Source organism: Rothia sp. 11254D007BW (assembly GCF_053548195.1).
Window position 1 is genome coordinate 903089 of the sequence record NZ_JBPWPK010000001.1, and the last position, 21863, is coordinate 924951.

13 protein-coding genes and 1 CRISPR repeat array are annotated in these 21863 nt (G+C 57.9%); of the genes, 9 read left to right on the forward strand and 4 right to left on the reverse strand.

Annotated features, from left to right (window positions below):
- The first annotated feature begins 319 nt into the window (after positions 1-319).
- A complete protein-coding gene (locus tag ACEE43_RS04065) occupies positions 320-1036 on the forward strand; it encodes a hypothetical protein (RefSeq protein ID WP_449122296.1) in 717 nt (238 codons plus the stop codon).
- Between the two features lie 183 nt (positions 1037-1219).
- Positions 1220-4299: a CRISPR direct-repeat array (repeat unit 29 nt; unit sequence CGGCTCATCCCCGTCTACGCGGGGAGCAC).
- Positions 4300-4357: 58 nt separating this feature from the next.
- Here the strand turns inward: ACEE43_RS04065 and cas3 are convergent.
- Positions 4358-7318: a CRISPR-associated helicase Cas3' gene (gene cas3 / locus ACEE43_RS04070; RefSeq protein WP_449107380.1), complete on the reverse strand. Its 2961-nt coding sequence runs from the start codon at positions 7316-7318 to the stop codon at positions 4358-4360.
- 34 nt (positions 7319-7352) lie between these two features.
- Entirely contained in the window at positions 7353-7685 is a 333-nt protein-coding gene (locus ACEE43_RS04075; protein ID WP_185173070.1) for a hypothetical protein, read from the reverse strand.
- Positions 7686-8307: 622 nt separating this feature from the next.
- Between ACEE43_RS04075 and casA the strand changes: the two genes are divergently transcribed.
- The 8 genes from casA (at position 8308) to ACEE43_RS04115 (ending at position 17194) form a co-directional block, all read left to right on the forward strand.
- Complete coding sequence (casA, locus tag ACEE43_RS04080) at positions 8308-9996, forward strand: type I-E CRISPR-associated protein Cse1/CasA (RefSeq protein ID WP_185173071.1); 1689 nt, start codon at positions 8308-8310, stop codon at positions 9994-9996.
- Between the two features lie 13 nt (positions 9997-10009).
- Positions 10010-10624, forward strand: a complete 615-nt coding sequence (gene casB, locus ACEE43_RS04085) for a type I-E CRISPR-associated protein Cse2/CasB (protein ID WP_237199526.1) — start codon at positions 10010-10012, stop codon at positions 10622-10624.
- 24 nt (positions 10625-10648) lie between these two features.
- Entirely contained in the window at positions 10649-11770 is a 1122-nt protein-coding gene (cas7e, locus tag ACEE43_RS04090; protein ID WP_237185353.1) for a type I-E CRISPR-associated protein Cas7/Cse4/CasC, read from the forward strand.
- Positions 11770-12477, forward strand: a complete 708-nt coding sequence (gene cas5e, locus ACEE43_RS04095; RefSeq protein ID WP_185173074.1) for a type I-E CRISPR-associated protein Cas5/CasD — start codon at positions 11770-11772, stop codon at positions 12475-12477. The genes cas7e and cas5e overlap by 1 nt, the downstream gene beginning before the upstream one ends.
- The gene (gene cas6e / locus ACEE43_RS04100) at positions 12474-13157 is read left to right on the forward strand and encodes a type I-E CRISPR-associated protein Cas6/Cse3/CasE (RefSeq protein ID WP_449107379.1); all 684 of its coding nucleotides are present in this window, start codon (positions 12474-12476) and stop codon (positions 13155-13157) included. The genes cas5e and cas6e overlap by 4 nt, the downstream gene beginning before the upstream one ends.
- A 66-nt stretch (positions 13158-13223) precedes the next feature.
- A complete protein-coding gene (gene cas1e / locus ACEE43_RS04105) occupies positions 13224-14156 on the forward strand; it encodes a type I-E CRISPR-associated endonuclease Cas1e (protein ID WP_185173076.1) in 933 nt (310 codons plus the stop codon).
- Complete coding sequence (gene cas2e, locus ACEE43_RS04110) at positions 14153-14500, forward strand: type I-E CRISPR-associated endoribonuclease Cas2e (protein ID WP_237185357.1); 348 nt, start codon at positions 14153-14155, stop codon at positions 14498-14500. Before cas1e ends, cas2e begins: the two co-directional genes overlap by 4 nt.
- 126 nt (positions 14501-14626) lie before the next feature.
- Positions 14627-17194, forward strand: a complete 2568-nt coding sequence (locus ACEE43_RS04115; RefSeq protein ID WP_449107378.1) for a DNA gyrase/topoisomerase IV subunit A — start codon at positions 14627-14629, stop codon at positions 17192-17194.
- A 210-nt stretch (positions 17195-17404) separates the two neighbouring features.
- Here ACEE43_RS04115 and ACEE43_RS04120 read toward each other — a convergent pair whose 3' ends face one another.
- Together ACEE43_RS04120 and cydC are read right to left on the reverse strand one after the other, a co-directional pair.
- On the reverse strand, positions 17405-17893 hold the full coding sequence (locus tag ACEE43_RS04120) for a hypothetical protein (RefSeq protein ID WP_449107377.1): 489 nt from the start codon (positions 17891-17893) through the stop codon (positions 17405-17407).
- 173 nt (positions 17894-18066) lie between these two features.
- Entirely contained in the window at positions 18067-21768 is a 3702-nt protein-coding gene (gene cydC / locus ACEE43_RS04125; RefSeq protein WP_449107376.1) for a thiol reductant ABC exporter subunit CydC, read from the reverse strand.
- Positions 21769-21863 lie beyond the last annotated feature (95 nt).

The following is a 21863-nucleotide window of genomic DNA, read 5'->3' on the forward strand; positions in this document are numbered from 1 at the left end:
ACACTGTCTTGCGATTGGCTCGTGCGCCTGTGGGCACCGTCGCGTCTGCGCGACGGGTGTGTGATGCTCGCTGTTGAGCCGGTGGGCACGAGGCCACTGCTTTTTAGTGTACCGCGTATCACGTTGTTCACATATTTTGAAGACGGTTCGTAAGCAAATGTTTCGTCTGCATGTTTCAGGGAGCGGACGCCCACCCCAGCTCGGGCGCGACTTTTCGGCTTTGGCAAGGAAAATGTGCCGTTAATATATTGCGTTCTCGTGCCACAATAGGGGCATGACGGTTTCCCCTGGACGCCTGCACCGGGCACAAACTAGGCCTGTGGCAAACACACTCAATGTAGCCTTTCGGTGGTTTCTTATCGGTAGCGCTGCGGTGTTTATGCTGGCCACCTCGGTAGCAATAACGCTCCCCCACCCGACCTCAGTTCAGCTTGAGTCGATGATCAGCTGGGCGGCGGTGCTTTCTTTCCTTGCAGGTGCCGCTTCCCTATTGGGAGTGGGTATCACCGAGATTTTTCACAGTACATCCGCTGAAACGAAAACCAGCAGGGTGCATGATAAGCCGACCCCGGGCGTCCGTCTGCCTCTTTCCTTTTGCGGGTTGGGGCTGGTGTTAGCTATCTACTACGGTTTGCATGTCTTTTGGTGGAACCCCCTAGCAACAGCCCCAGGCTACACCCTCAGCGAGATTTACAGCATCTTGAGCGAGGCTAACCAGTTTAGCCTCCTTGTCGTGATTGTGTGGGGCTTTATCGTTGCGCTTCTTTTAGCCGCTCTACCGAACGTGCACGAGTGGTTACGGGGCATGGCCTCTTACAGCACCACGCGAGCTATCGGCTTCTGCTCTCTTGCAGTAGCTACCGCCTGCTTTCTGCTCTTTCTGGGCTGGGGCTGGCATATGGGTATGGGGCTGGCTGATACCTTTATGACCAGCGGTGCTGACCACTCCCCCACAGCTGTTCCATTCGGTGTGGCCGTCCTAGCTCTCGGGGCGCTGGGTATCTACGGGCTTTTTGCACCCGCCCGCGCCCGCTAGGCTAACCAGCCTGCTTACTGGCTTTCCCAGTCCGCGCGGGTGGCACTCTTGAGATAAGCCGTAGGTAGGATTCACGTTCTAGCTCATCCCCGTCTACGCGGGGAGCACGATTCTGACGGTAATGACGTAGAGACTTCTTCCGGCTCATCCCCCAGACTTGGACTCGTCTGCTGGTCAATGGGTCGGCTCATCCCCGTCTACGCGGGGAGCACGTCAGTTCATCGGGGGTCATTTCAAGATTGTCCGGCTCATCCCCGTCTACGCGGGGAGCACAACAAGGACATCTTCGACTTCCAGCCCTACATGGGCTCATCCCCGTCTACGCGGGGAGCACTCCTTCGCCCAAGGCGGCGCAGGAACCTACGGCGGCTCATCCCCGTCTACACGGGGAGCGCAGACCCTCTCACCGGGTACGTGAATGACGACGCGGCTCATCCCCGTCTACACGGGGAGCACTCGCAGCAGCTATTCCCCAGGGCACCGCAAGCAGGCTCATCCCCGTCTACGCGGGGAGCACGCTGAGAACGGTATGAAAAACGTTGACGCCGCCGGCTCATCCCCGTCTACACGGGGAGCACTGATCTGTGGTGATGATGGTGCCGGTTTCCTTGGGCTCATCCCCGTCTACGCGGGGAGCACGACTGGGATGCCGTCATTATGACCCACGTTGCCGGTTCATCCCCGTCTACGCGGGGAGCACCTCATCCAGCGCTTCACGCACCCGGCGGGTATCGGCTCATCCCCGTCTACGCGGGGAGCACTAGTCATAATCCAGGGCCCACTTCATATCCGTGGGCTCATCCCCGTCTACGCGGGGAGCACGGGTCAATCACAGTGCTCTGACCGCGCACAACCGGCTCATCCCCGTCTACGCGGGGAGCACCTGGTCACGGTGCCTGTCGATACCCCTGTGGCCGGCTCATCCCCGTCTACGCGGGGAGCACTACCGTCCTTTTTGATTGAGATATTCTTCAGCCGGCTCATCCCCGTCTACGCGGGGAGCACTTGCTAGCTCTCGCGCTGGGGGCTGGTGCTATCGGCTCATCCCCGTCTACGCGGGGAGCACCCTTTGGCGGCTTTCTCAGCGGTGGCTTGCAGCGGCTCATCCCCGTCTACGCGGGGAGCACCAGACGGTCAGCATTTAGATGGCCTCCATGTACGGCTCATCCCCGTCTACGCGGGGAGCACGGTCTGGCAGACCCTCGCCTACCGTGGTCTGTCGGCTCATCCCCGTCTACGCGGGGAGCACTTCATGCTCATGCCCGAGCGGAATCTCAACCTCGGCTCATCCCCGTCTACGCGGGGAGCACTCACACTGATTGCCAACTCGAATGCATCGACCAGGCTCATCCCCGTCTACGCGGGGAGCACCAAAGACCCCGTAAGGGTTTTGAAGCTGCACCCTGGCTCATCCCCGTCTACGCGGGGAGCACTCAACAGTCAGCAGGTGGTAGAAACCAACCTCCGGCTCATCCCCGTCTACGCGGGGAGCACTTATGATGTGGCTACCGGTATCATGCGGGAGTAGGCTCATCCCCGTCTACGCGGGGAGCACGGCCCCAAGCGCCGCTGGCAGCTACTCCTCGACGGCTCATCCCCGTCTACGCGGGGAGCACCCCTGGTCAGGGATAGGCCACTGTGCCAAAGCCGGCTCATCCCCGTCTACGCGGGGAGCACCAGCAGCCCATTTTGATGGTGTGCTTGCCGTCCGGCTCATCCCCGTCTACGCGGGGAGCACTCACGGACTCCGAGCGTGCCGCAATTCTTCACCGGCTCATCCCCGTCTACGCGGGGAGCACGTCTGGATATCCAGGCGAAGCGGTGATTTACCCGGCTCATCCCCGTCTACGCGGGGAGCACTGGCTGCTGACCGGATCTACGGAATGGAAGAGCGGCTCATCCCCGTCTACGCGGGGAGCACCCCCTGACGCTGATACCGCTGAGCGGTGGCGTCGGCTCATCCCCGTCTACGCGGGGAGCACCGGCGTTTTTCAGCCTGCCGCTTCTGCTGCTTCGGCTCATCCCCGTCTACGCGGGGAGCACTCCGGCCTCTACCGCAATGTGGGAAATTCTTACGGCTCATCCCCGTCTACGCGGGGAGCACTCCGGCCTCTACCGCAATGTGGGAAATTCTTACGGCTCATCCCCGTCTACGCGGGGAGCACAGGGCGGTGGTGGAGTACCCGTCGATACCGGACGGCTCATCCCCGTCTACGCGGGGAGCACGCGGTCGCCGTCCAGTCCTTATGCAGGTAAATCGGCTCATCCCCGTCTACGCGGGGAGCACCTGTTCCAAATTGAACAGTTGCCTCACCCCTCAGGCTCATCCCCGTCTACGCGGGGAGCACTTGAGCTTGTTGTACCCGGCGATCATGCCGTCGGGCTCATCCCCGTCTACGCGGGGAGCACTAGTCCTGGTAGCGGGTGAACTTGAGCGTCCACGGCTCATCCCCGTCTACGCGGGGAGCACCAGCAACGCCTTCACCGTCTTCCGGTGGGGGCGGGCTCATCCCCGTCTACGCGGGGAGCACGAGGTAATACTCTTATGGCTTCGAACGAGCATCGGCTCATCCCCGTCTACGCGGGGAGCACCAGCCGCTCTCCCTTGACGACGTCCCCAACTTCGGCTCATCCCCGTCTACGCGGGGAGCACCCGGATATCCCGGTCTACCTCGTAGGCGAGGGCGGCTCATCCCCGTCTACGCGGGGAGCACAGTGGGGCCAGCAGCACAACGCTGATACCTTCCGGCTCATCCCCGTCTACGCGGGGAGCACGCTTCACGATGGGTTCGGTCATAGAGCCAGTCCGGCTCATCCCCGTCTACGCGGGGAGCACGATACCGGTGAGGCGATTGATTACAGCAATATCGGCTCATCCCCGTCTACGCGGGGAGCACAATGGTCTTAGCTGAAATCCACGCACGCTCGCCGGCTCATCCCCGTCTACGCGGGGAGCACGGGGAACTTACCGAAGCCGGGGTGCACATCGTGGGCTCATCCCCGTCTACGCGGGGAGCACGAGCTACTGGGGTTGAGCGTTGAACAGGTTGCCGGCTCATCCCCGTCTACGCGGGGAGCACGTTCTCCTTCAACGCGGCCTCGATACGTTCTACGGCTCATCCCCGTCTACGCGGGGAGCACCCTGAAGAGCTAATCCAGCTGATGCCGGATTTCGGCTCATCCCCGTCTACGCGGGGAGCACGTGCGCGTGCGCGTTATTAATGGGGTGTAGTTCGGCTCATCCCCGTCTACGCGGGGAGCACACTTGCTGACATGGTAGAACACCGAGACAACAAGGAAATTTACTTTACTTTTAGCCGGCTAGCCCTCGATAATCATACCCGAATCTGCTTCCCGAAGAACTTCCAAGCCCAGTTCCTGCGAATAGCGCAACCTGTACCCGGCTAAGGAACATTCCATATTGGTATCTAGCAGAAGCACCAGCTCCCCTTTCAGTAGGTGATGCTGTTGCCAGGCAGAAAATTGATTCGTTTCTAAAGCCTTAAGGGCCAGGTCAAAAGGATTCTTGTTAGGTGCCCACCCCTTATCCGCAAACTGGTAGGGCAAACGGATAGAAGACCCTGCGAGCACGTTCGCCAGTTTCCAATCAGGTTTCTCTAAAGCGTCAGCCTCAAACATTAGATCCACGTATTCATCACCCAGTGGCCGGTAGGTCTGGCCACCATCGTCCGACTGCACCACCAGCACTTCCAAGGTATCGTCCGTATCACGCACTTTAGCCTGAGATTTCAGCTCATCGGCATCGCCCATTACACCCTTTTCACCAAAGAAATCACACAAATAGTCGATGCCTGAGCCAGGGCGCATAGAGTACGCGCCTGCTTTTCTCCGGCTCTCTGCTTCCTTGCTCTTCCATTCCTGGACGGCCTCCGCGTAGGTTTCAGCCCAGCCCTCAGGAACAGATGCCTGAGCAGAGTAAGCGCCCTGCACCAGTGCGCTTATATCAGCAGGAATCTGAAGTTTCTTACCCTCAAAATAAGGCATCAGCTGGGCATAGCTTGATAGCAGAATCGACCTGTCATAAATTTTTTCAGCAGATTCAGTAAAGACAGGGGCGGCATTTTCAGTTCCAAGTTCTTGAACACCGCGCACGTAGCACACCGGGTCAAGATGGTGGGGTGCCCTCTCCCCTGCCCTGTCATGACGGTGCAAACGCCCCATACGCTGTAGTACAAGGTCTACCGGGGCGTGGTCCGTAATCATCACGTCAAAGTCAATGTCTAGAGACTGCTCAATGACTTGCGTCCCCACGACCACAAAACGCTCGGGACGCCCGGCTCCAGCACGGCTCTTTTTGCCCAAAGCTTCAACAAGCACCTTCTCATTTTTGACGCGGTCGCGCGCAATGAAACGAGAATGTACCAGCATCAGCTCATGCGGAGCAAAGATCCCCTGCAAGTGTTCATAGACTTCCTGGGCCCGGCTCACCGTATTACAGATAATGGCGGCACATCCCCCATTATTTTCGAGGGGCGCAAGCACACTATCTAGCTCAGCAAAGGAATCATCAATGAGCCTGAGTGAAAATTCCTGTTGTTCCTTAGGCTGTTCGATCTCCCACTTCCTGGGTTCACCCGCGTTTTCAATGGAGACTGTATGAATCACGGGGTAGGAAAGATCCACGCTCTCCACAACAGGCTGAGAGACTTTAGCAGCTCCCCCGCGCCTACTTCTCCTAGCAGGCACCACACCTGGCTTAGACTTACGGAAACCCAGCCCCCGAGCGTAAGCCTGCATCAGCTTCTGCCTAGCTACCCCTGGCAAGGTAGCAGACATCAGAATCACGGGGGCCTGCATCCTGCCCAACCATTCCAAGGCATTTTCAAGATAAACATTCATGTAGGCGTCGTAGGCGTGAACCTCGTCGATAACCAACACTTTCTCGCCCAACCCCAAGTGCCGCAGCATCACATGTTTGCTGGCGAGCGCCATCATCAGTACCTGGTCTACAGTGCCCACTACAAAATTAGAGAGCACTCCTTTCTTGCGGGAAAACCACTGATGCGCAATAACCCGAGCCTCTTCCTGGTGGCCTTTACGCCCCTCATCAGCGTGGATACCTGCAAACCGCATACGACTAAAATTTTCGTTGAGATTGCTTTTTGAATGCCCAAGGAACATGGAGATTGTCTCGTTACCGTGGGCGGCTTTTCGCCCCCAGTCCGCGACACGGTCAAAGAGGGCATCCGCGGTGGCTTGGGTGGGTGCGGCAAACATCAGGCCGTTTTTGCCGGTGGTGTGAGCTAGGATCTCTGCGGCAACCAGGCCTGCTTCTGTTTTTCCCTGGCCCATGGGGGCTTCAATGCACATAAGCCCGGTGCTTTGGAGGGAGCGGGCGGCCTCCACTACGACCTTTTGCATGGGACGCAGGGTAGCACCTGGTGGGAGGGAGAATCTGCTGGAATAGATTTCTTCTGGGCTCAAAGCGCTGAGGTCTTCAGGTTGCCAGGGCTGGCTAAGGTTTAGCTTTTCAAAGGCCTCTTGGGGTCGGGTTTCCTGGTGGGTAACCTGCCCGTAGGGGAAGTAGTCGGGGTTGGAAGCTATCCAGTCGCACATGATGGTTAGCCCGGTAATGAAGAATTGGAGGTCAGGTTTCAAGCCGCCGTTTTCTAAGGCTTTTAGGATAGCGTGGCCTGCCTCCGTGGTTCTTTCGATGAAGCTGAGCAACTCGTCCCAGGCTTCTAGCCAGTTCTTAAATTTTGTGTCTTGCAGGACGCGTTGAACAAGCTCGGTGTCCCTGCCCTCAGCGTAGGCGGCCGCAGGTTTGCCGTGATGGGAGCCGCTCACCTGGGCCAGACTGTTGACGCTTGTTTCAGAAACAGCAGGGTACTTCTGTGCCAGCCAGTGCCTGATAATGCTATAGCTGTAGCGGGAGTGAGGGCAACGGTCTGTTACCTTGGTGAGGTCTAGCATAAAGTCATACCCAGCGTCCTCAATCCTTTGGCGGTAAACCAGAAGGTCAATATTTTGACGCGCATCTAGCTGCCCAGCGAATTCTGGGCTAGCTTTACCAATATCGTGGGTTCCCACCAACCAGGAAACAAGGGCTTGGGCTTCAGCTTCTTCAAGGTTCAGGCTTTTTTGAATCCACTGTTTGCTGCCGTCGGATAGCCAGTTCTCCCACAGATAGTGGGCCACCTGGGAACTATCCAGCATATGCTGGGCTAGGCTCATTCCTGTTGCGGGTGATTCTTCCTGCCCTGTCTTGGCCCAAAAAGTTTGAGCACCAGCAGATAAGGATTCGATAGGGTTAGTCTTCACAGTGGCGTTATCCTTTCGGGGCGCTCGTCAACTACTAGGCAGAACGGGGCAGATATTGTTCTAGGGCTTCTCTCACCACAACAGAGGGCTTAACCTTCCGCTCTTTTGCGTAGGCTGCTAGGCGTTCTTTAAGGTCTGGGGTTACTCGCGCATTGATAGTGGGAGACTTGCCATCTATCTCTGCGGCGAGAGAAGGACGGCCTCGGGTAGCAGCCTGCACTATTGCCTCCGCTTGAGCAACCCCCTCGGAGGTGCGGCCCTGGAATTGGGCGTTCTCTAAAGTTTCAAAATATTCGTCAGACTCCACCCAAGAAGATAGCTTCTGGCCAATAGCCTCTAGTTCCTCCAGGCTGTATTCCTTAGTCACCTTGGTAGCTCCTTTCCTCAGAGTTTTGCACAGCACGCATGTAGGTCTTCCCCCGTAACTTCATACAGTGGAAGATAACGGTTTGAGGGTCTATCACGTAGGTAAAGACCTCTAGCAGATCACCGTTGAGCGCTGGGCCGATGTAGAGATTCGGGTCTGGTAGATGCGCTATGCGCGAAGGTTCAAAGGCTGAAAGATAGTGCTGGTAGTTCTTTATAGCGCACAGGGCATCTGCTTCCGTGTAGCCATGCTTGGAAGCGCTGGGAAGAAAAATTACCTTCATCATTAATGTATCACAATATTCCTTCGAGTCGGGGGGGTAAATCTGCAGGTGAACGACAGCCCCACCCAAAATCCTCATGTAACCTAGAAAAGCACCGCCTATACGGTGATGACCCCTTGTAGATGAAGTATCTATCCAGGGATCACCTCATGCTCCTCGCGAAGACGAGATACTCTTATCCTACCCGAAGAGCAAAAAGTAATGAACTTGTAAATTAAATATCTAGAACCCCTTGACATGCCGCTCTAGACAGAATTAGGCTCTTACTCAAGAACGCAGGGCGATGACGCCATCAAGACTCGCCCACACAGCCCCTAGACAAAATTTTAGGAGGATAGAGTGAGCGAAGACACCATTCCCCAATTTAATCTCGTAGATTCACCCTGGATTAAGGTTCAGAAGACAGCCGGTGAGCTAGAACTTGTTTCTTTAGAGCAGCTCTTCCGCGAAGGCTATTCCATTACCAAGCTTGCTCATGAAAGCGCACTAGAAGACTCCGCTATGCTGGCTTTCTTAGAGCCCATTCTTCTACGCTCGTCCTTCTTCCACTTCGCAGACGCCGAAGACTTTGACCTAGCAGCCTTTGGAACTGAAGCCCGTCGAAATTGGATAGCCACCCTCAGAGAGAAGAAAGTAGGCAACTTTGATTTCGTACTGGACTACCTCCAGCATGAAGACATCAAACCCTACTTTGAACTCTTCCATCCAGAGCACCCCTTCATGCAGGTAGCAGACCTACATACTGAAAAGAGCACTTTCTCCCCTGTTTCCCGCATTCTCCTAGACTCTGATTCAGATCACTTTTCCATGCGCGCAGCTAGTGGCAAAGGAACCCTAGACTATGCCGATGCAGCCCGAAAGCTTATCACTGTACAGGCCTACGACTATTCCGGCATTAAATCCGGTGCAGTAGGTGACCCGCGCGTCAAAGGTGGCCGAGGATATCCCATTGGTGTTGGTTGGCAAGGCGCCACAGGAAGGGTTATTCTTCACGGAGAAAACATCTTTGAGACTCTCCTCCTCAACCTGCCTATCAGCCGACTCTTTGAGCCGACCATTAACGAGAACGGGGAGGAAGATTTCAAAATCGCCAATGACTTACCCGTTTGGGAACGAGAACCCTTTGATGGCGCTGCCCCCAGAAGCTACCCCAAAGAGATAACCACTCCTACCGGACCTTGTGACACCCTCACCTGGCAATCCCGGCGCGTCCGGCTGTTCCCCAAGAACGGTCAAGTTACCGGAGTTCTTGTCTCCAATGGAGATAAGGCTTCTGAGAAATTCCAAGACGGCATCGGCTGTGAAGACCCCTGGACCGGCCTTCGCTACAGCAAAAACCAGTCTAAAAAGGGACAGGAAATCTGGATGCCTCTACAGCACAACCAGGAGCGTACCTTCTGGCGAGGCTTAGATGCTCTCCTGGTCTTAAGTCCTAACCAAGGCGGGGACGAATACGCGCCCAAAAAACCTCAAACTATACAAGACCTCAGCCGCTACTTTCCTCACAATATGAAGGTACAGGTCCAGCTAGTAGGAGTTGTCTACGGCAACCAAAACGCTGTTATCGAATCCACCATCGATGAATCAATTCCCGTAGAACTAGCCCTGCTAACCGATGAATTCCCAGAACATACAGCAGCCATCCTTGAAAACTCCCAAAAGAGTATGGACGCTGCAATCCAGCTGGGACGCTTCGCCGGAAGTCTGCTGGAAGCTGCCGGTCAAAGCTACGAATTCCAGCCAGCGGCAACCGAAGCTGTACTTCACAGGCTCGAAAAGGAATTCCGCATCTGGCTTTCCCAGGTTACCCACGAAGCAAATCCACAAGAGCTTAAGGAAAGCTGGCAGAAACTTGCCTCTTCCTTCTTCAAACGGGAAGTAGAAAATATGCTCATCGGTGCAAGCTCGAAAGCCCTCATCGGCAGGATCAAGGATGACAAACTCATCAGTGCAGCAACAGCCCAACGAGCCTGCCATCGCGAGTTCAAAAAGATTTTTCCTCTAGCCTACGAAGACAAAACCCAGTAGAAAGAAGGCAACGATGTCTCATCCTTCTGAGACGGTGACACCTACCCTCTATAACTTTGTCACCCACAAAATCCATCGCCTCTACGGAGGACACAATGCAGGTTCCTCAGCGTCCAAAAAAGAGCTGAGCGACCTTCGTCAAGCAGTAGGTCAAGATCCTGCTAAAAACCCGCTAGCCTGGCAGTATGTCCTCACCGGCGATGAAAATATCGACTTTCCAGATAACTACCGAGGCCGAGGAGACGAAGCCAGCTACGGTGAACTAGCCACCTACATGGCCCTCACCCTCTACGCTGTCCACCAGCAATCAGAGCAAAGAAACATGCACACCAAAGACATTAGCTTTGGTTACTCAATAGGACAGCTTGTTGCAAAGCGCACCCCCTCCATCAAAAAACGCTTTGATGCCCTACTTCAGGCAAGGAACTTTAGCGGTATCGTCTACCACGCTCGTTCCCTGGTTCAGCTCCTCAAACAGGAAGAACTAACCTTCGACTATGGAAGGTTCACTACCGACCTCTACTGGCTCCAGCACCCCAGGCACCGTGCAAAAGTCATTACCCGCTGGAGCCGAGACTTTGCCTACGGCTACACTCGCCGCCCAGCAAATACCTCTACCAACAACTAACCCAAGAAACTAAAAGGAGAAATCATGAGCTTCTACATCGATATCCACGCCCTACAGACCCTTCCCCCCTCCAACATCAACCGCGACGATACGGGCTCCCCCAAGTCTGCTGTTTTTGGCGGGGTACCCCGCCAGCGTGTTTCTTCCCAGGCTTGGAAGTCTGCTATTCGTCAGGACTTCGTCGCCAACCTCGACACCGATAAGATGGGAATCCGCACCAAGCGAGTAGCCGAAAAAGTCGTTACCAAAATTCAGGAAATTTCTGAAGGATACGACTATGACCAGGCTCTTTCCGAGGTTGCAGAAGCTTTCAAAACAGTAAAAATTTCCCTGGCTGAGCCCAAAAAGAAGAAAGAAGAAGAGGCGCCGAAGACCCTGGAATCCGGTTATCTTCTGCTGGTCAGCAACCAGCAGATTTCACGCCTGGCCCAGGCAATCATCGATGCTGAAGGCAGCAAACTGAAAAAAGCGGATGTAGAAAAAATCCTGGACGAACAGCACAGCGTTGACATTGCCCTCTTTGGCCGTATGCTTGCTGACGCCCCCGACTTCAACGTTGATGCCTCCTGCCAGGTAGCCCACGCTATTGGCGTTCATGAGTCAGAGCCTGAATTCGACTACTTCACCGCAGTCGATGACGTTGTCCGCGACGCAGACGAAACCGGCGCAGGCATGATTGGCACCGTCGAGATGATGTCCTCCACCCTCTACCGCTACGCCAACATCAACTTCACCGGCCTACAGGCAAACTTGGGTGACAAGGAGGCCGCTGTAGAGGCCGCAACCCAGTTCATCAAGAGCTTCATCACCGCTATGCCCACCGGCAAGCAGAACAGCTTTGCTAACCGCACCCTGCCCGAGGCAGTAGTGGTTACCCTGCGTGATGACCGCCCAGTTTCCTACGTCAATGCCTTTGAAACCCCTGTCAAGGAGAGCGCGGAGAAGGGCCGCCGTTACCAGGCAGCCACTGCCCTAGCCCATGAAGCACAGGAGCTGGCAGAAACATACGGTCTGGAGCCCGTCAAGAGCTACTTTCTTGCAGTAGGAGACCTCAAGGATGCCCTAGAAAACCTTGGCCAGGGCGTAAACCTCAAGGAACTCCTTTCCGCAGTTGAAAGCGATCTTTCCGAGGTGCTGGCAGACTAATGTACTCGCTACTCCTCAAATTCAAGGCGCCGCTACAGGCCTGGGGAGCTGAGAGCCGGTTCAAGGTCCGCCATACCAACAACGAGCCTACAAAGTCAGGAGTTATTGGGCTTCTTTCCGCCGCCCTGGGGCGCGACCGTCAAGAGCCCGTAGACGACCTGGCCCAGCTTGAATTCGCGGTGCGGGTAGACCACCCAGGTCAGCTGACTCGCGACTATCACACGGCCCGTAACTGGTTCGGTAAGGACAAAAATTCCCAGCTCAGTACCCGCTACTACCTGGCGGATGCTGTCTTTCTGGTAGCCCTAGCTTCACCCCAGAAAGCGCTCCTGGAAGAACTAGAAGCCGCCCTGCGGCGTCCTGTCTATCCGCTCTACCTAGGGCGGCGGGCCTGCCCCGCTAACCCTGATCTAGTACTGGGTATCAGAGAGGGCAACGCGGAAGAAGTTCTGCGAGCAGAAAATACCTGGTACGCACCCAAGTGGGCTCAGCAAAACGCCGGAGAGCTTGTCTCACTTGCGATCCTGCGCGATGCCCGCCTAGGCGAACCAGCAGATACCTTACGAGATATCCCGGTAAGCTTTAATCCAGAGTTCCGGCAGTATTCGCTACGGTCTGTTTTCCGGGCAGAGCCCTTAGAAATCAACAATCCTGAGGGAGAAACTGAGCCGGAGGACGAATTCATGAAGGTGGTTACTGAAGCATGAGTTTCTTTTCCCGCATACTCATCAATCCCCAGCGTCGTGAAGCGCGAAAGCTCATAGCCAGCCCCCAAGCCATGCATGCTGCCGTCCTCTCTGCTTTCCCGCCAGATGTGCAGGCGAGCGCAGACAGCCGGGTACTGTGGCGGCTCGATGTTAACGGCCCTTCCTATACCCTCTACGTTCAAAGTCCTGAAGAGCCGGATCTACGGCATATTCAGGAGGCCGCCGGCTGGGAGTCACGTCCTGCTGAAGTTGCTCATCTTGGTAAGTTGCTAGCCAGCCTAAGGGAGGGCCAGGCCTGGTCCTTCCGGCTAACTGGAAACCCGGTTAAGTCTCTTCCTGTAGAAAATGGGAAGCGTGGTAGGGTCGTCCCCCATGTTACTGCTGAACAGCAACTTGGCTGGCTAGTGCATAAGGCTCCGCAATGGGGCTTTAGGGTAGCTGAAGGCTCTGAGCCAGGAAGTTACCTGGCAGCTGTCACTTCACGATCTGACCAGCGTTTTAGCCGTGCTAATCCTCACGATGACGGACGACGTGCTTCTGTGACCCTCCGGCAAGCCCAATTTGACGGGGCTCTTGTTATCACCGATGTAGACCTCTTCCGAGAGTCCATACTCAAGGGCATGGGCAAGGGAAAGGCCTATGGATGTGGTCTGCTTACTATCCGTAAAAATTCTTCCTAAGAATCTGGGATGCACACTTGTGTGCATCCCAGATTCTTTTATATCTCTCAGATCCAGGAGAAACCCATGATTGGTGCCACCCCACCCACCACCAAGGAACTCACCAGAAGTTCTGACCGGCTTTCCTTTATCTATGTTGAGCACAGCGTTATCCATAGAGAAGACAGCGCTATTACCGCAACTAATAGCCAGGGAACCGTGCATATACCTGCCGCTTCTTTAGGCGCTCTTATGCTTGGTCCAGGCACCCGTATTACCCACCACGCCATGATGTTACTTGGCGACTGCGGTGCAACCGCGGTGTGGGTAGGTGAGCAGGGGGTACGCTACTATGCTCACGGTAGCTCCTTGGCTAAAACCACTCGTCTGCTTCAGGCCCAGGCAGATAAGGTCAGTAATACTCGCAAGCGCCTAGCTGTTGCTAAGGAAATGTATAACATGCGCTTCCCCGATGAAGATGTCAGGGAACTAACAATGCAACAGTTACGGGGCAAGGAGGGCGCTAGAGTACGCCGTATTTACCGCCAGGAATCTGGTCGTACCGGTGTGCCTTGGGATAACCGTAACTACGACCCCAATGATTTTGATAACGCAGATGCAATCAACATGGCTCTCTCGGCAGCGAATGCCTGCCTCTACGGGATAGTTCATGCAGTAGTAGTTTCTTTGGGCTGTTCCCCTGGTCTAGGCTTTGTGCATACGGGGCATTCCCGGTCTTTTATCTATGATATTGCCGACCTCTACAAGGCAGAAGTAAGTATTCCTGCGGCTTTTGAGGTTGTTGCAGAAAGCAAGGAGGACGTGGCGTCCAGAGCCCGCCGTGCAGTGAGAGACAAGCTCCGGGACGGCAAAATCTTGCAACGTTGTACTAGCGATATTCAGAAACTACTTCTCAGCTCGGAAATTGCTGAAGAAGACTGGCATACCGACGTCCTTGCCCTCTGGGGAGATCGCGAAGAAACGATAGAAAGCAGGAGAAATTATGGGGAGGAAGCATGATTGTTGTTATCCTCTCAAACTGTCCGCCTGCTCTACGCGGTGATTTGACCCGTTGGCTTTTAGAAATCAGTTCGGGAGTCTATGTTGGCAAGGTCAGTGCCCGAGTACGCGAGCACTTGTGGGAGCGTATTGTTTCTTCGGTACAGTCTGGTCGGGCGCTTATGGTCTTCTCTACCAACACAGAGCAGGGCCTAGATTTCAAAGTACACCGGCACCAGTGGGATCCCGTTGATTTTGAGGGCATAACCCTAATGCGTAGGCCTACGGTACCCAGCAAGCAGGTAGAGTCTAAACGTGGCTGGTCCAAGGCTAGTCGATACCGGTTGGGACGAAAAAGGTCGTAGAACAGAATTCGGCTCGTCCTGTCTCTGTGTGAGAGGCTGGTAGGTTCGGCTTTTCTGGGGCACTTGCGGGGAACACGGTAAACTGGTGGGGCAATACCTTCACCGTCTATTTGCTTTGAGGTTCCCATGGCTCGCCGCACCACCGCGCACGATGACTACCCCACCGACGTCGTCGAAAATATCGTCGATATCGACGTGACCAGCGAGATGGAAACCAGCTTCCTGGAATACTCCTACTCGGTCATCTACTCCCGCGCCCTGCCCGACGCCCGCGACGGCCTCAAGCCCGTGCAGCGCCGTATCCTCTACATGATGCAGCAGATGGGCCTACGCCCCGACAAGGGCCACGTCAAGAGCGCCCGCGTTATCGGCGAAGTCATGGGTAAGCTGCACCCCCACGGCGACGGCGCCATCTACGACGCTATGGTGCGCCTAGCCCAGCCCTTCTCTATGCGTCTGCCCGTGGTTGACGGCCACGGCAACTTTGGCTCCCTGGACGACGGCCCGGCAGCCTCCCGCTACACCGAGGTCCGCATGGCCCCGGCGGCCCTCGCCATGACCGCCAACCTCGACGAAGACGTCGTGGACTTCGTACCCAACTACGACAACCAGTTCATGCAGCCGGCCGTCCTACCCGCCGCCTACCCCAACCTACTGGTCAACGGCTCAGCCGGCATCGCTGTCGGCATGGCCACCAACATGGCCCCGCACAACCTGCGCGAGGTCATCGCAGCAGCCCGCCATCTGCTCGATAACCCCGAAGCCATCCTCAAAGACATCATGAAGTTCGTGCCCGGCCCCGACCTGCCCTCCGGCGGCACCATCGTGGGCACCTCAGGCATTAAGGACGCCTACGAAAAGGGACGCGGCATCTTCAAGACCCGCGCCAAGGTCTCCATCGAACAGGTCACCGCCCGCAAGCAGGGCATTGTGGTCACAGAACTGCCCTACCTGGTTGGCCCCGAAAAGGTCATCGAAAAAATCAAGGACGGCGTCAATTCCAAGAAGCTCCAGGGCATTTCTGACGTCGTTGATCTGACCGACCGCAAAAACGGCCTGCGCATGGTCATTGAAATCAAGAACGGCTTCAACCCCAAGGCCGTGCTGGCTGCCCTCTACAAGCACACCCCGCTGGAAGATTCCTTCGGTATCAATAACGTCGCCCTGGTAGACGGCCAGCCCCAGACCCTAGGCCTACTCGACCTGCTTCACGTCTACGTCAACCACCGCCTCGACGTTGTACGCCGCCGCACCAACCACCGCCTGAGCAAGCGCCGCGACCGCCTGCACCTGGTTGAGGGTCTGCTGGTGGCCATTGTCGATATTGACGAGGTCATCCAGATTATTCGCTCTTCAGACGAAACTGCCCAGGCCCGCGAACGCCTCATGCAGATTTACGATCTGAGCGAAGTTCAGGCCAACCACATTCTGGAGCTGCGCCTGCGCCAGCTGACCAAGTACTCCCGCATTGAGCTTGAGGCCGAACGCGATGACCTGCTAGCAGAAATTGCTTCCCTGGAAGAAATCCTCGGTTCCGATATGAAGCTCCGCGCCCTGGTCTCCGAAGAACTACAGCAGGTCGCCGACGAATACGGCACCGACCGCCGCACCAAAATCGTTACCAAGGACGAGCTGGCCGACGCAGTTGCCGCCCTGTCGGCGTCCGCCTCCAAGGCCAAAAAAGAAGCCGGCCTCTCCCTCGAAATCGCGGACGACCCCTGCTGGGTCCTGCTCTCCACCTCCGGCCAGCTGGGGCGCACCAGCGGCGTCAAGGGCCAACGCCCCACCCTGCTCGACCCGGGCAAACGCATCAAACACGACGCCTACCTCTCCATCGTGCCCACCAGCGCCCGCGGCGAAATCGGTGCGGTAACTTCAAGCGGCCGCCTGATCCGCGTGCCCGTCATCGACCTACCCGTCCTCGAAGAAGCCGGCGGCACCCCCCAGCCCGCCAGCGGCGTCAAAGCCGCAGACGCCATCACCCTAGCCCGCGGCGAAAAGCTCGTCGGCCTAGCACCGCTCAATGCCATCCTGGCCCTGGCCACCGAACGCGGCGTCGTCAAACGAGTCAACCCCGACTACCCGCTCAACGCCACCGAGTTTGAGATCATGAAACTCAAGCCCAAGGACGCCGTCATCAGCGTAGCCGTCTGCGACTCCAACGACGCCCTACTCACCTTCATCACCGAACAAGCCAAACTCCTCACCTTCGACGCCGCCAAGGTCCGCCCCCAAGGACGCACCGGCGGCGGCATGGCCGGCATGAAGGTAGCCGACGACGACAAACTTATCGCCTTCGGCGTCACCGCTCCCGGCGCGGACGCCCAAGTCGTCACTATCACCGACGGCGGCGAAGACGGAGCCACCGCCAAAGTCACCGAACTCACCGAATTCCCGCAGAAGGGACGCGCAACCGGCGGCATGCGAGCCCACCGCTTCCTCAAGGGAGAAACCGCCCTCGCCCTCGCCTGGGTGGGCGTCGGCCCTGCCAAGGCAGTCTCATCCGCCGGTGTTGCCCGCACCCTACCCACCGAATTCGGCCCGCGCGACGGATCCGGCGTGCTCCTAGCCCAGAGCATCGACGCAATCGGCCCCAACTACCAGGCACTGACATCCCCTGCACCTGTATCAGCGGTGTCAGAAGAACCCGCCGACCAGGCTGAAGTTCAGGTTGAAGAGGATGCTCTCTTCTAAAAAGACAAAGTAGAGGGCGCACCCTCGCCCTAAAACCTGGTTAGCGGGGAAGGGATGTTGGTGTGCCTGCTGACCCTCTTGGGCTCGCGCTGGGGCGCTCGCCCAGTTCACGCCAGCCCCGAGCCAGCAGGCACACCAACATTCCCTCCCCTGCAATCAGTTACGGGCGCGCCCGCTCCTTTTTTCACATTAAATCTCTTAGCTCAGCGTCTAGTTCAGCCGGGAGTTCACCTCAGCAACAACCTGCTCGGGGTTGCTAGCGGACGCCGTCACCCGGCTACCGTTCGTCAGGGTAAAGGTGACGGAGGGGCCGCCGGTCAGGTAGCCGGTGTTACCTCCACCCATGATTCGTAGGCCAGCGCCCATCACAAGCCCGGTCACTGGGCCCACCTCCACTTTCTCAATCTCGCTGTAGGGTAGCTCTTTCGAGAAGAACTTCATGGTGGTGATCTTGACCGATGTATGCAGCAGGTCAATGCGGGTACTGCTGAAAATCATCGGAATAATAACCAGCGCTACGGCAGCTCCTACAAGCGCTGAAATGAGGAGCCCCTGGTTGGTGCCGTCCTTGTCGACGGGGCCAAAAATCAGAATCGGCAGGGTGACACTCACCAGTACAAAAGCTACTGCTCCGCAGAGGAATAGTTTGAACTTCTTAGTCAGGGGCGCAACATAGCTGTACTCTTGAAGAGTAGGCATTGGATTCACTCACTATCTGTAGCTTGAGCTCTAGAAATTTATTATCTAGAACACACTTTACCCCCCCATAGTAAATTTCCAGACAGCAGATACATTTCCGTTGCCACTCTAGATACAGAAAGCCCCTCCCGTGGCGTCCTTTGATAGGAACCTTAGGAGGGGTCTTCTGCCAGCTACCGAAGCTTCACCACGGTATCGCAGGCTGCGATGTCCTCGGCTCGGTGGGAGACCAGGACGACCGCAGGCAGCTTAGTCTTGCCCTTAAGCTTCTGACCGGGGGCGCGCTTAGTACCGCGGGCAACCTCATTAATCAGAGCTACCGCAGCGGGGGCATCGAGGTGGGCGGTCGGCTCATCCATCAGCAGCAGGGGCGAATCCACCAGCAGGGTGCGGGCAATCGCAATACGCTGACGCTGGCCGCCCGACACATAGGAACCACCGGCCCCCACCAGGGTCTGCAGGCCAGCAGGCAGGGAGCGCACAAAATCGCCCAGCCCTACCCGGTCAAGCACCTCGTACATCTCTTCATCGGTGGGGCGCTCGTCCGCCGAACGGGCAATCGCCAGGTTATTAGCAATAGTGGACTCAAAGATATAGGCAGACTGGGGGCACCAAGCCGCATACCCGCGCAAAGACTGGGCATCAAAGGCACGACCGTTCACCCGAATCTGCCCCTGCTCAACAGGCAAGAAGCCCAGCAGGGTAGCCAGAGCAGTTGTCTTGCCCGAGCCCGAGGGGCCGGTGATACCCAGCCACTGCCCCGACGATACTGATGCCGACAGTTCGCTAAAGACCGGGTAATCCATATCAGGCCAGCGGGTAGCGAGCGAATTCAGTTCCAGGGTGATGGACTTATGCGCTGCCCGGTTCTTAGCCCCGATACCGGGATCCCCAAGAATATCTCGGATCTCGCCCGTACCGGCGTCCTGCCCCTCAACTGCGGCAGTAGCGTCCACGGTCTCAAAGTTAGCACGGGTACGGGCAACCAGGGCAGCGAAGGCGGGCCAGCCACGAACGGCGTCCAGGTGGGCTGCGGTGGTCTCAAACAGGGCGGTCATCATCAAAATGACGATAGCTGCGGTCGGCGCGGTAACCTCCCCAGCTTCAACGGCAGGCCAGACGCTGGCAATCACAGCCAGAGCTGCACCCCACCAGGTAACGACCATCAGGCCCTGGCCCACACCGATAGCGCGGGAGCTCTTGAGTCGGGAGGCCTGGGCATAGCCATCCTGGCGGGAGACAGCCAGGGCAACGGTCTGGTCAAGGCCGTTATTGTGCAGGTCGGTAGCAGCATCCAGGGCAGAGACGCCCAGGCGGAGCATGGCCGAGGTTTCCCGGCGGGCAACGGCGTCCGCGCGCTCGTCCGCACGCAGCACCACTGCCGGAATCACGAAGGTAGAGATAAGAACTGCAATGACGACCGGCAGCAGGGCCTGCGGGGTGGCCCAGGCGGTCACGCCCAGCACCAGCAGCATCACGATCAGGTGGGCGGCAACCGGCAAGATGACGCGCGGGATAGCGTCGCGCAGCTCGTCGATGTCGCCGACCAGTCGGTCAAGGATCTTATCCCCTCGCAGCAGGGAGCGCACCGACAGGACGGTACGTCCGGCAGCATCCCAGGCGCGCACGCGCAGGGTGTTAGCCGCCCCCAGCACCAGGTTGTGGGTGCGAAGACGTTCGGCGTAGCGGGAGGTCGCCCTGCCCAGGCCGAAGAAGCGGACACCGGTAACGGCTACCAGCAGGTACATCATCGCGGGCTGCTCAGCGGCGCGCACAATGAGCCAGCCAGAAAGCGCGGTAAGGCTGACAGCAAAGACCACGGTGAGTACCGATAGCAGGATAGGCAGGGCCATATCGCGCTTGCGGATGCCGGTGAGCTCCCCCAAGTGACGCAGGGTCTTTAGGACGCCCGCCGCGGCCGGCTCTGCCGCCTGTTCGGTTGAGCTTGCAGCAGCCTGGACGGGGGCCGAGTCTTCGAGCTCGCCGGTGGCGACGGCGTCCGCCAGGGTCGCAAGAGCGTAGCCGCCCAGCCCATCGGCGTTCTGGGCGGTGAGCTCCCAGGTAACGCCGTGGGGCTTTGAGGTCGCCTGGAGCAGGTTGTTAGTGGCGGCAGCCAGGGCGGTGTCGTGGGTGACGATAATCAGGGTTGCGCCGGTTTCCTGCAGGGCAGCTAGGGCGACATTCACCTTGGCCGCTGAAACAGGATCAAGGTGGGCAGTGGGTTCGTCAATCAGTACGGTGACGCGTTCTTCCTGGGCCTGCAGTGTGGCAACGCGGGCCAGGGCGCGGGCAATAGCAAGGCGGCGCATCTGGCCAGCTGAGAGGGCTTCCGGCGGCAGGTCGGCGAGGTCAGCCAGCCCTACGGAGTGCAGGAAGGAGGTGAAGTAGTCGCGGTCCTCAGCGGTGAAGGCAACGGAATCATCGAGCAGGGTTGAGGCGTAGTTGATGCCTTCGAGGGCACCTTCGCCGCGGGTTACGGTGGCGTAGAGGGCGACCTCTGCCAGGGCGGTGGGGGCGATGAAGGTGGGTGACTGGCTAATCCAGACGGTGGAGCCGGTGCCAGATACCAGGCCGGAGACGTGCACCGGTTCGGTGGTGCCGGTGGGTACCAGGTCGTTGCGCAAGGCTCCGCCCAGTACCGAGAGCAGGGTGGTTTTGCCGCAGCCGGAAGGCCCGGTGATTGCGGTGGTGGTTCCGTGGCGCAGGGTAAAGCTCACGCCGGTAAGGGTGCGGTCGCGGCCCGGGTAGGCGACAGAGAGCTGGCGCACCGAGATGCGGTCGCCGCCGGGGGCGACGGTGGCGTGGGGAATGGGCTGGTCGATGATGGCCTCGGCACGGCGGAGGGCTGCCACGCCGTCCTCAGACTGGTGGTAGGCGGTGCCCACATCGCGCAGGGGCTGGTAGCACTCGGGGGCCAGCAGCAGGGCGAAGAGGGCGACGTCGAGCCCCAGGTTCCCCTCCACTAGGCGCAGGCCAATCAGTACCGCTACCAGGGCTACCGAGATGGTAGTAATCAGTTCCAGGGCCAGCGATGAGAGGAAGGCCGACCGCAGGGTGTACATGGTGGCCTTGCGGTAACGCTCCCCCAGATCGCCCAGCGCCTTGGACTGGGCCCGTGAGCGCCCCAGGCCCACCAGCACGGGCAGACCCTTGACCAGTTCGACGATGTGGTCAGAGAGACGCAGCAGGTCGCGCTGGGCGCGGGCGGTGTCTTCTGCTGTGGTTCGGCCGATGAGCACCATGAAGAGGGGGATCAGCGGCAGGGTACAGATGATGACCAGGGCTGAGACCCAGTCGTAGAAGGCGATGAAGATGAGCAGCAGGGTGGGCACTACGGTCGTGGAGACAAAGGCGGTAAGAGTCTTGGTGTAGTAGTCATCCAGGGCGTTGAGGCCGCGGGAGAGCAGGACAGCGGTGGCACCGGTGCCGTCGGGGGTGTCGATACCGCCGGTGGCAAGGACGCGGCGGATGAGTTTGCGGCGGATAGTGGTTTTGGCACCTACCGCTGCCTGCTGGGCGTAGAAGCCCAGGGACCAGTCGGCGGCTGCGCGCACCAAAAGCGCAATGACGCCGGTGACCGCCAGGGAGAGCAGGCCCGGCGGCATGAAGGGGGCGGCAAAGAAGATACCGGTGAGCTGGGCCTGGCCGTTACCGGCGAAGACGGCAAGCTGCTCGGCGTGGGCAGACTCGTAGGTTTTCCCCTCGTAGAGCACCGCGTAGGTCATGCGGGCTAGCAGGGTGATGGCGGTGCCCAGCACCGCGGCAAAGACAATGAGCGCCAGGGTTTTGAGTGCGGTGAGCACGGCAAAAACGGTGAGGTTTCTCTTGGCGTGGGGCCCCAGCGGGGGCCGCTTGCTCGTTGTGGGAGCGGTCATTCTCGATAGTGTCCTTGGTGCCGCGAACAGTTTGTTCACTATTCTAGTGGGAACTTCTGGGTGGGGTAGACCCCGATGTCGATAGCTGGGCAGTG

What these genes read in the sequence shown, in the direction of transcription:
- cas6e (WP_449107379.1), top strand. Translation starts at nt 12,474, where the DNA reads ATGAGTTTCTTTTCCCGCATACTCATCAATCCCCAGCGTCGTGAAGCG.
- cas2e (WP_237185357.1), top strand. Translation starts at nt 14,153, where the DNA reads ATGATTGTTGTTATCCTCTCAAACTGTCCGCCTGCTCTACGCGGTGAT.
- cas7e (WP_237185353.1), top strand. Translation starts at nt 10,649, where the DNA reads ATGAGCTTCTACATCGATATCCACGCCCTACAGACCCTTCCCCCCTCC.
- ACEE43_RS04115 (WP_449107378.1), top strand. Translation starts at nt 14,627, where the DNA reads ATGGCTCGCCGCACCACCGCGCACGATGACTACCCCACCGACGTCGTC.
- cas1e (WP_185173076.1), top strand. Translation starts at nt 13,224, where the DNA reads ATGATTGGTGCCACCCCACCCACCACCAAGGAACTCACCAGAAGTTCT.
- ACEE43_RS04120 (WP_449107377.1), bottom strand. Translation starts at nt 17,893, where the DNA reads ATGCCTACTCTTCAAGAGTACAGCTATGTTGCGCCCCTGACTAAGAAG.
- casB (WP_237199526.1), top strand. Translation starts at nt 10,010, where the DNA reads ATGTCTCATCCTTCTGAGACGGTGACACCTACCCTCTATAACTTTGTC.
- cas5e (WP_185173074.1), top strand. Translation starts at nt 11,770, where the DNA reads ATGTACTCGCTACTCCTCAAATTCAAGGCGCCGCTACAGGCCTGGGGA.
- cydC (WP_449107376.1), bottom strand. Translation starts at nt 21,768, where the DNA reads ATGACCGCTCCCACAACGAGCAAGCGGCCCCCGCTGGGGCCCCACGCC.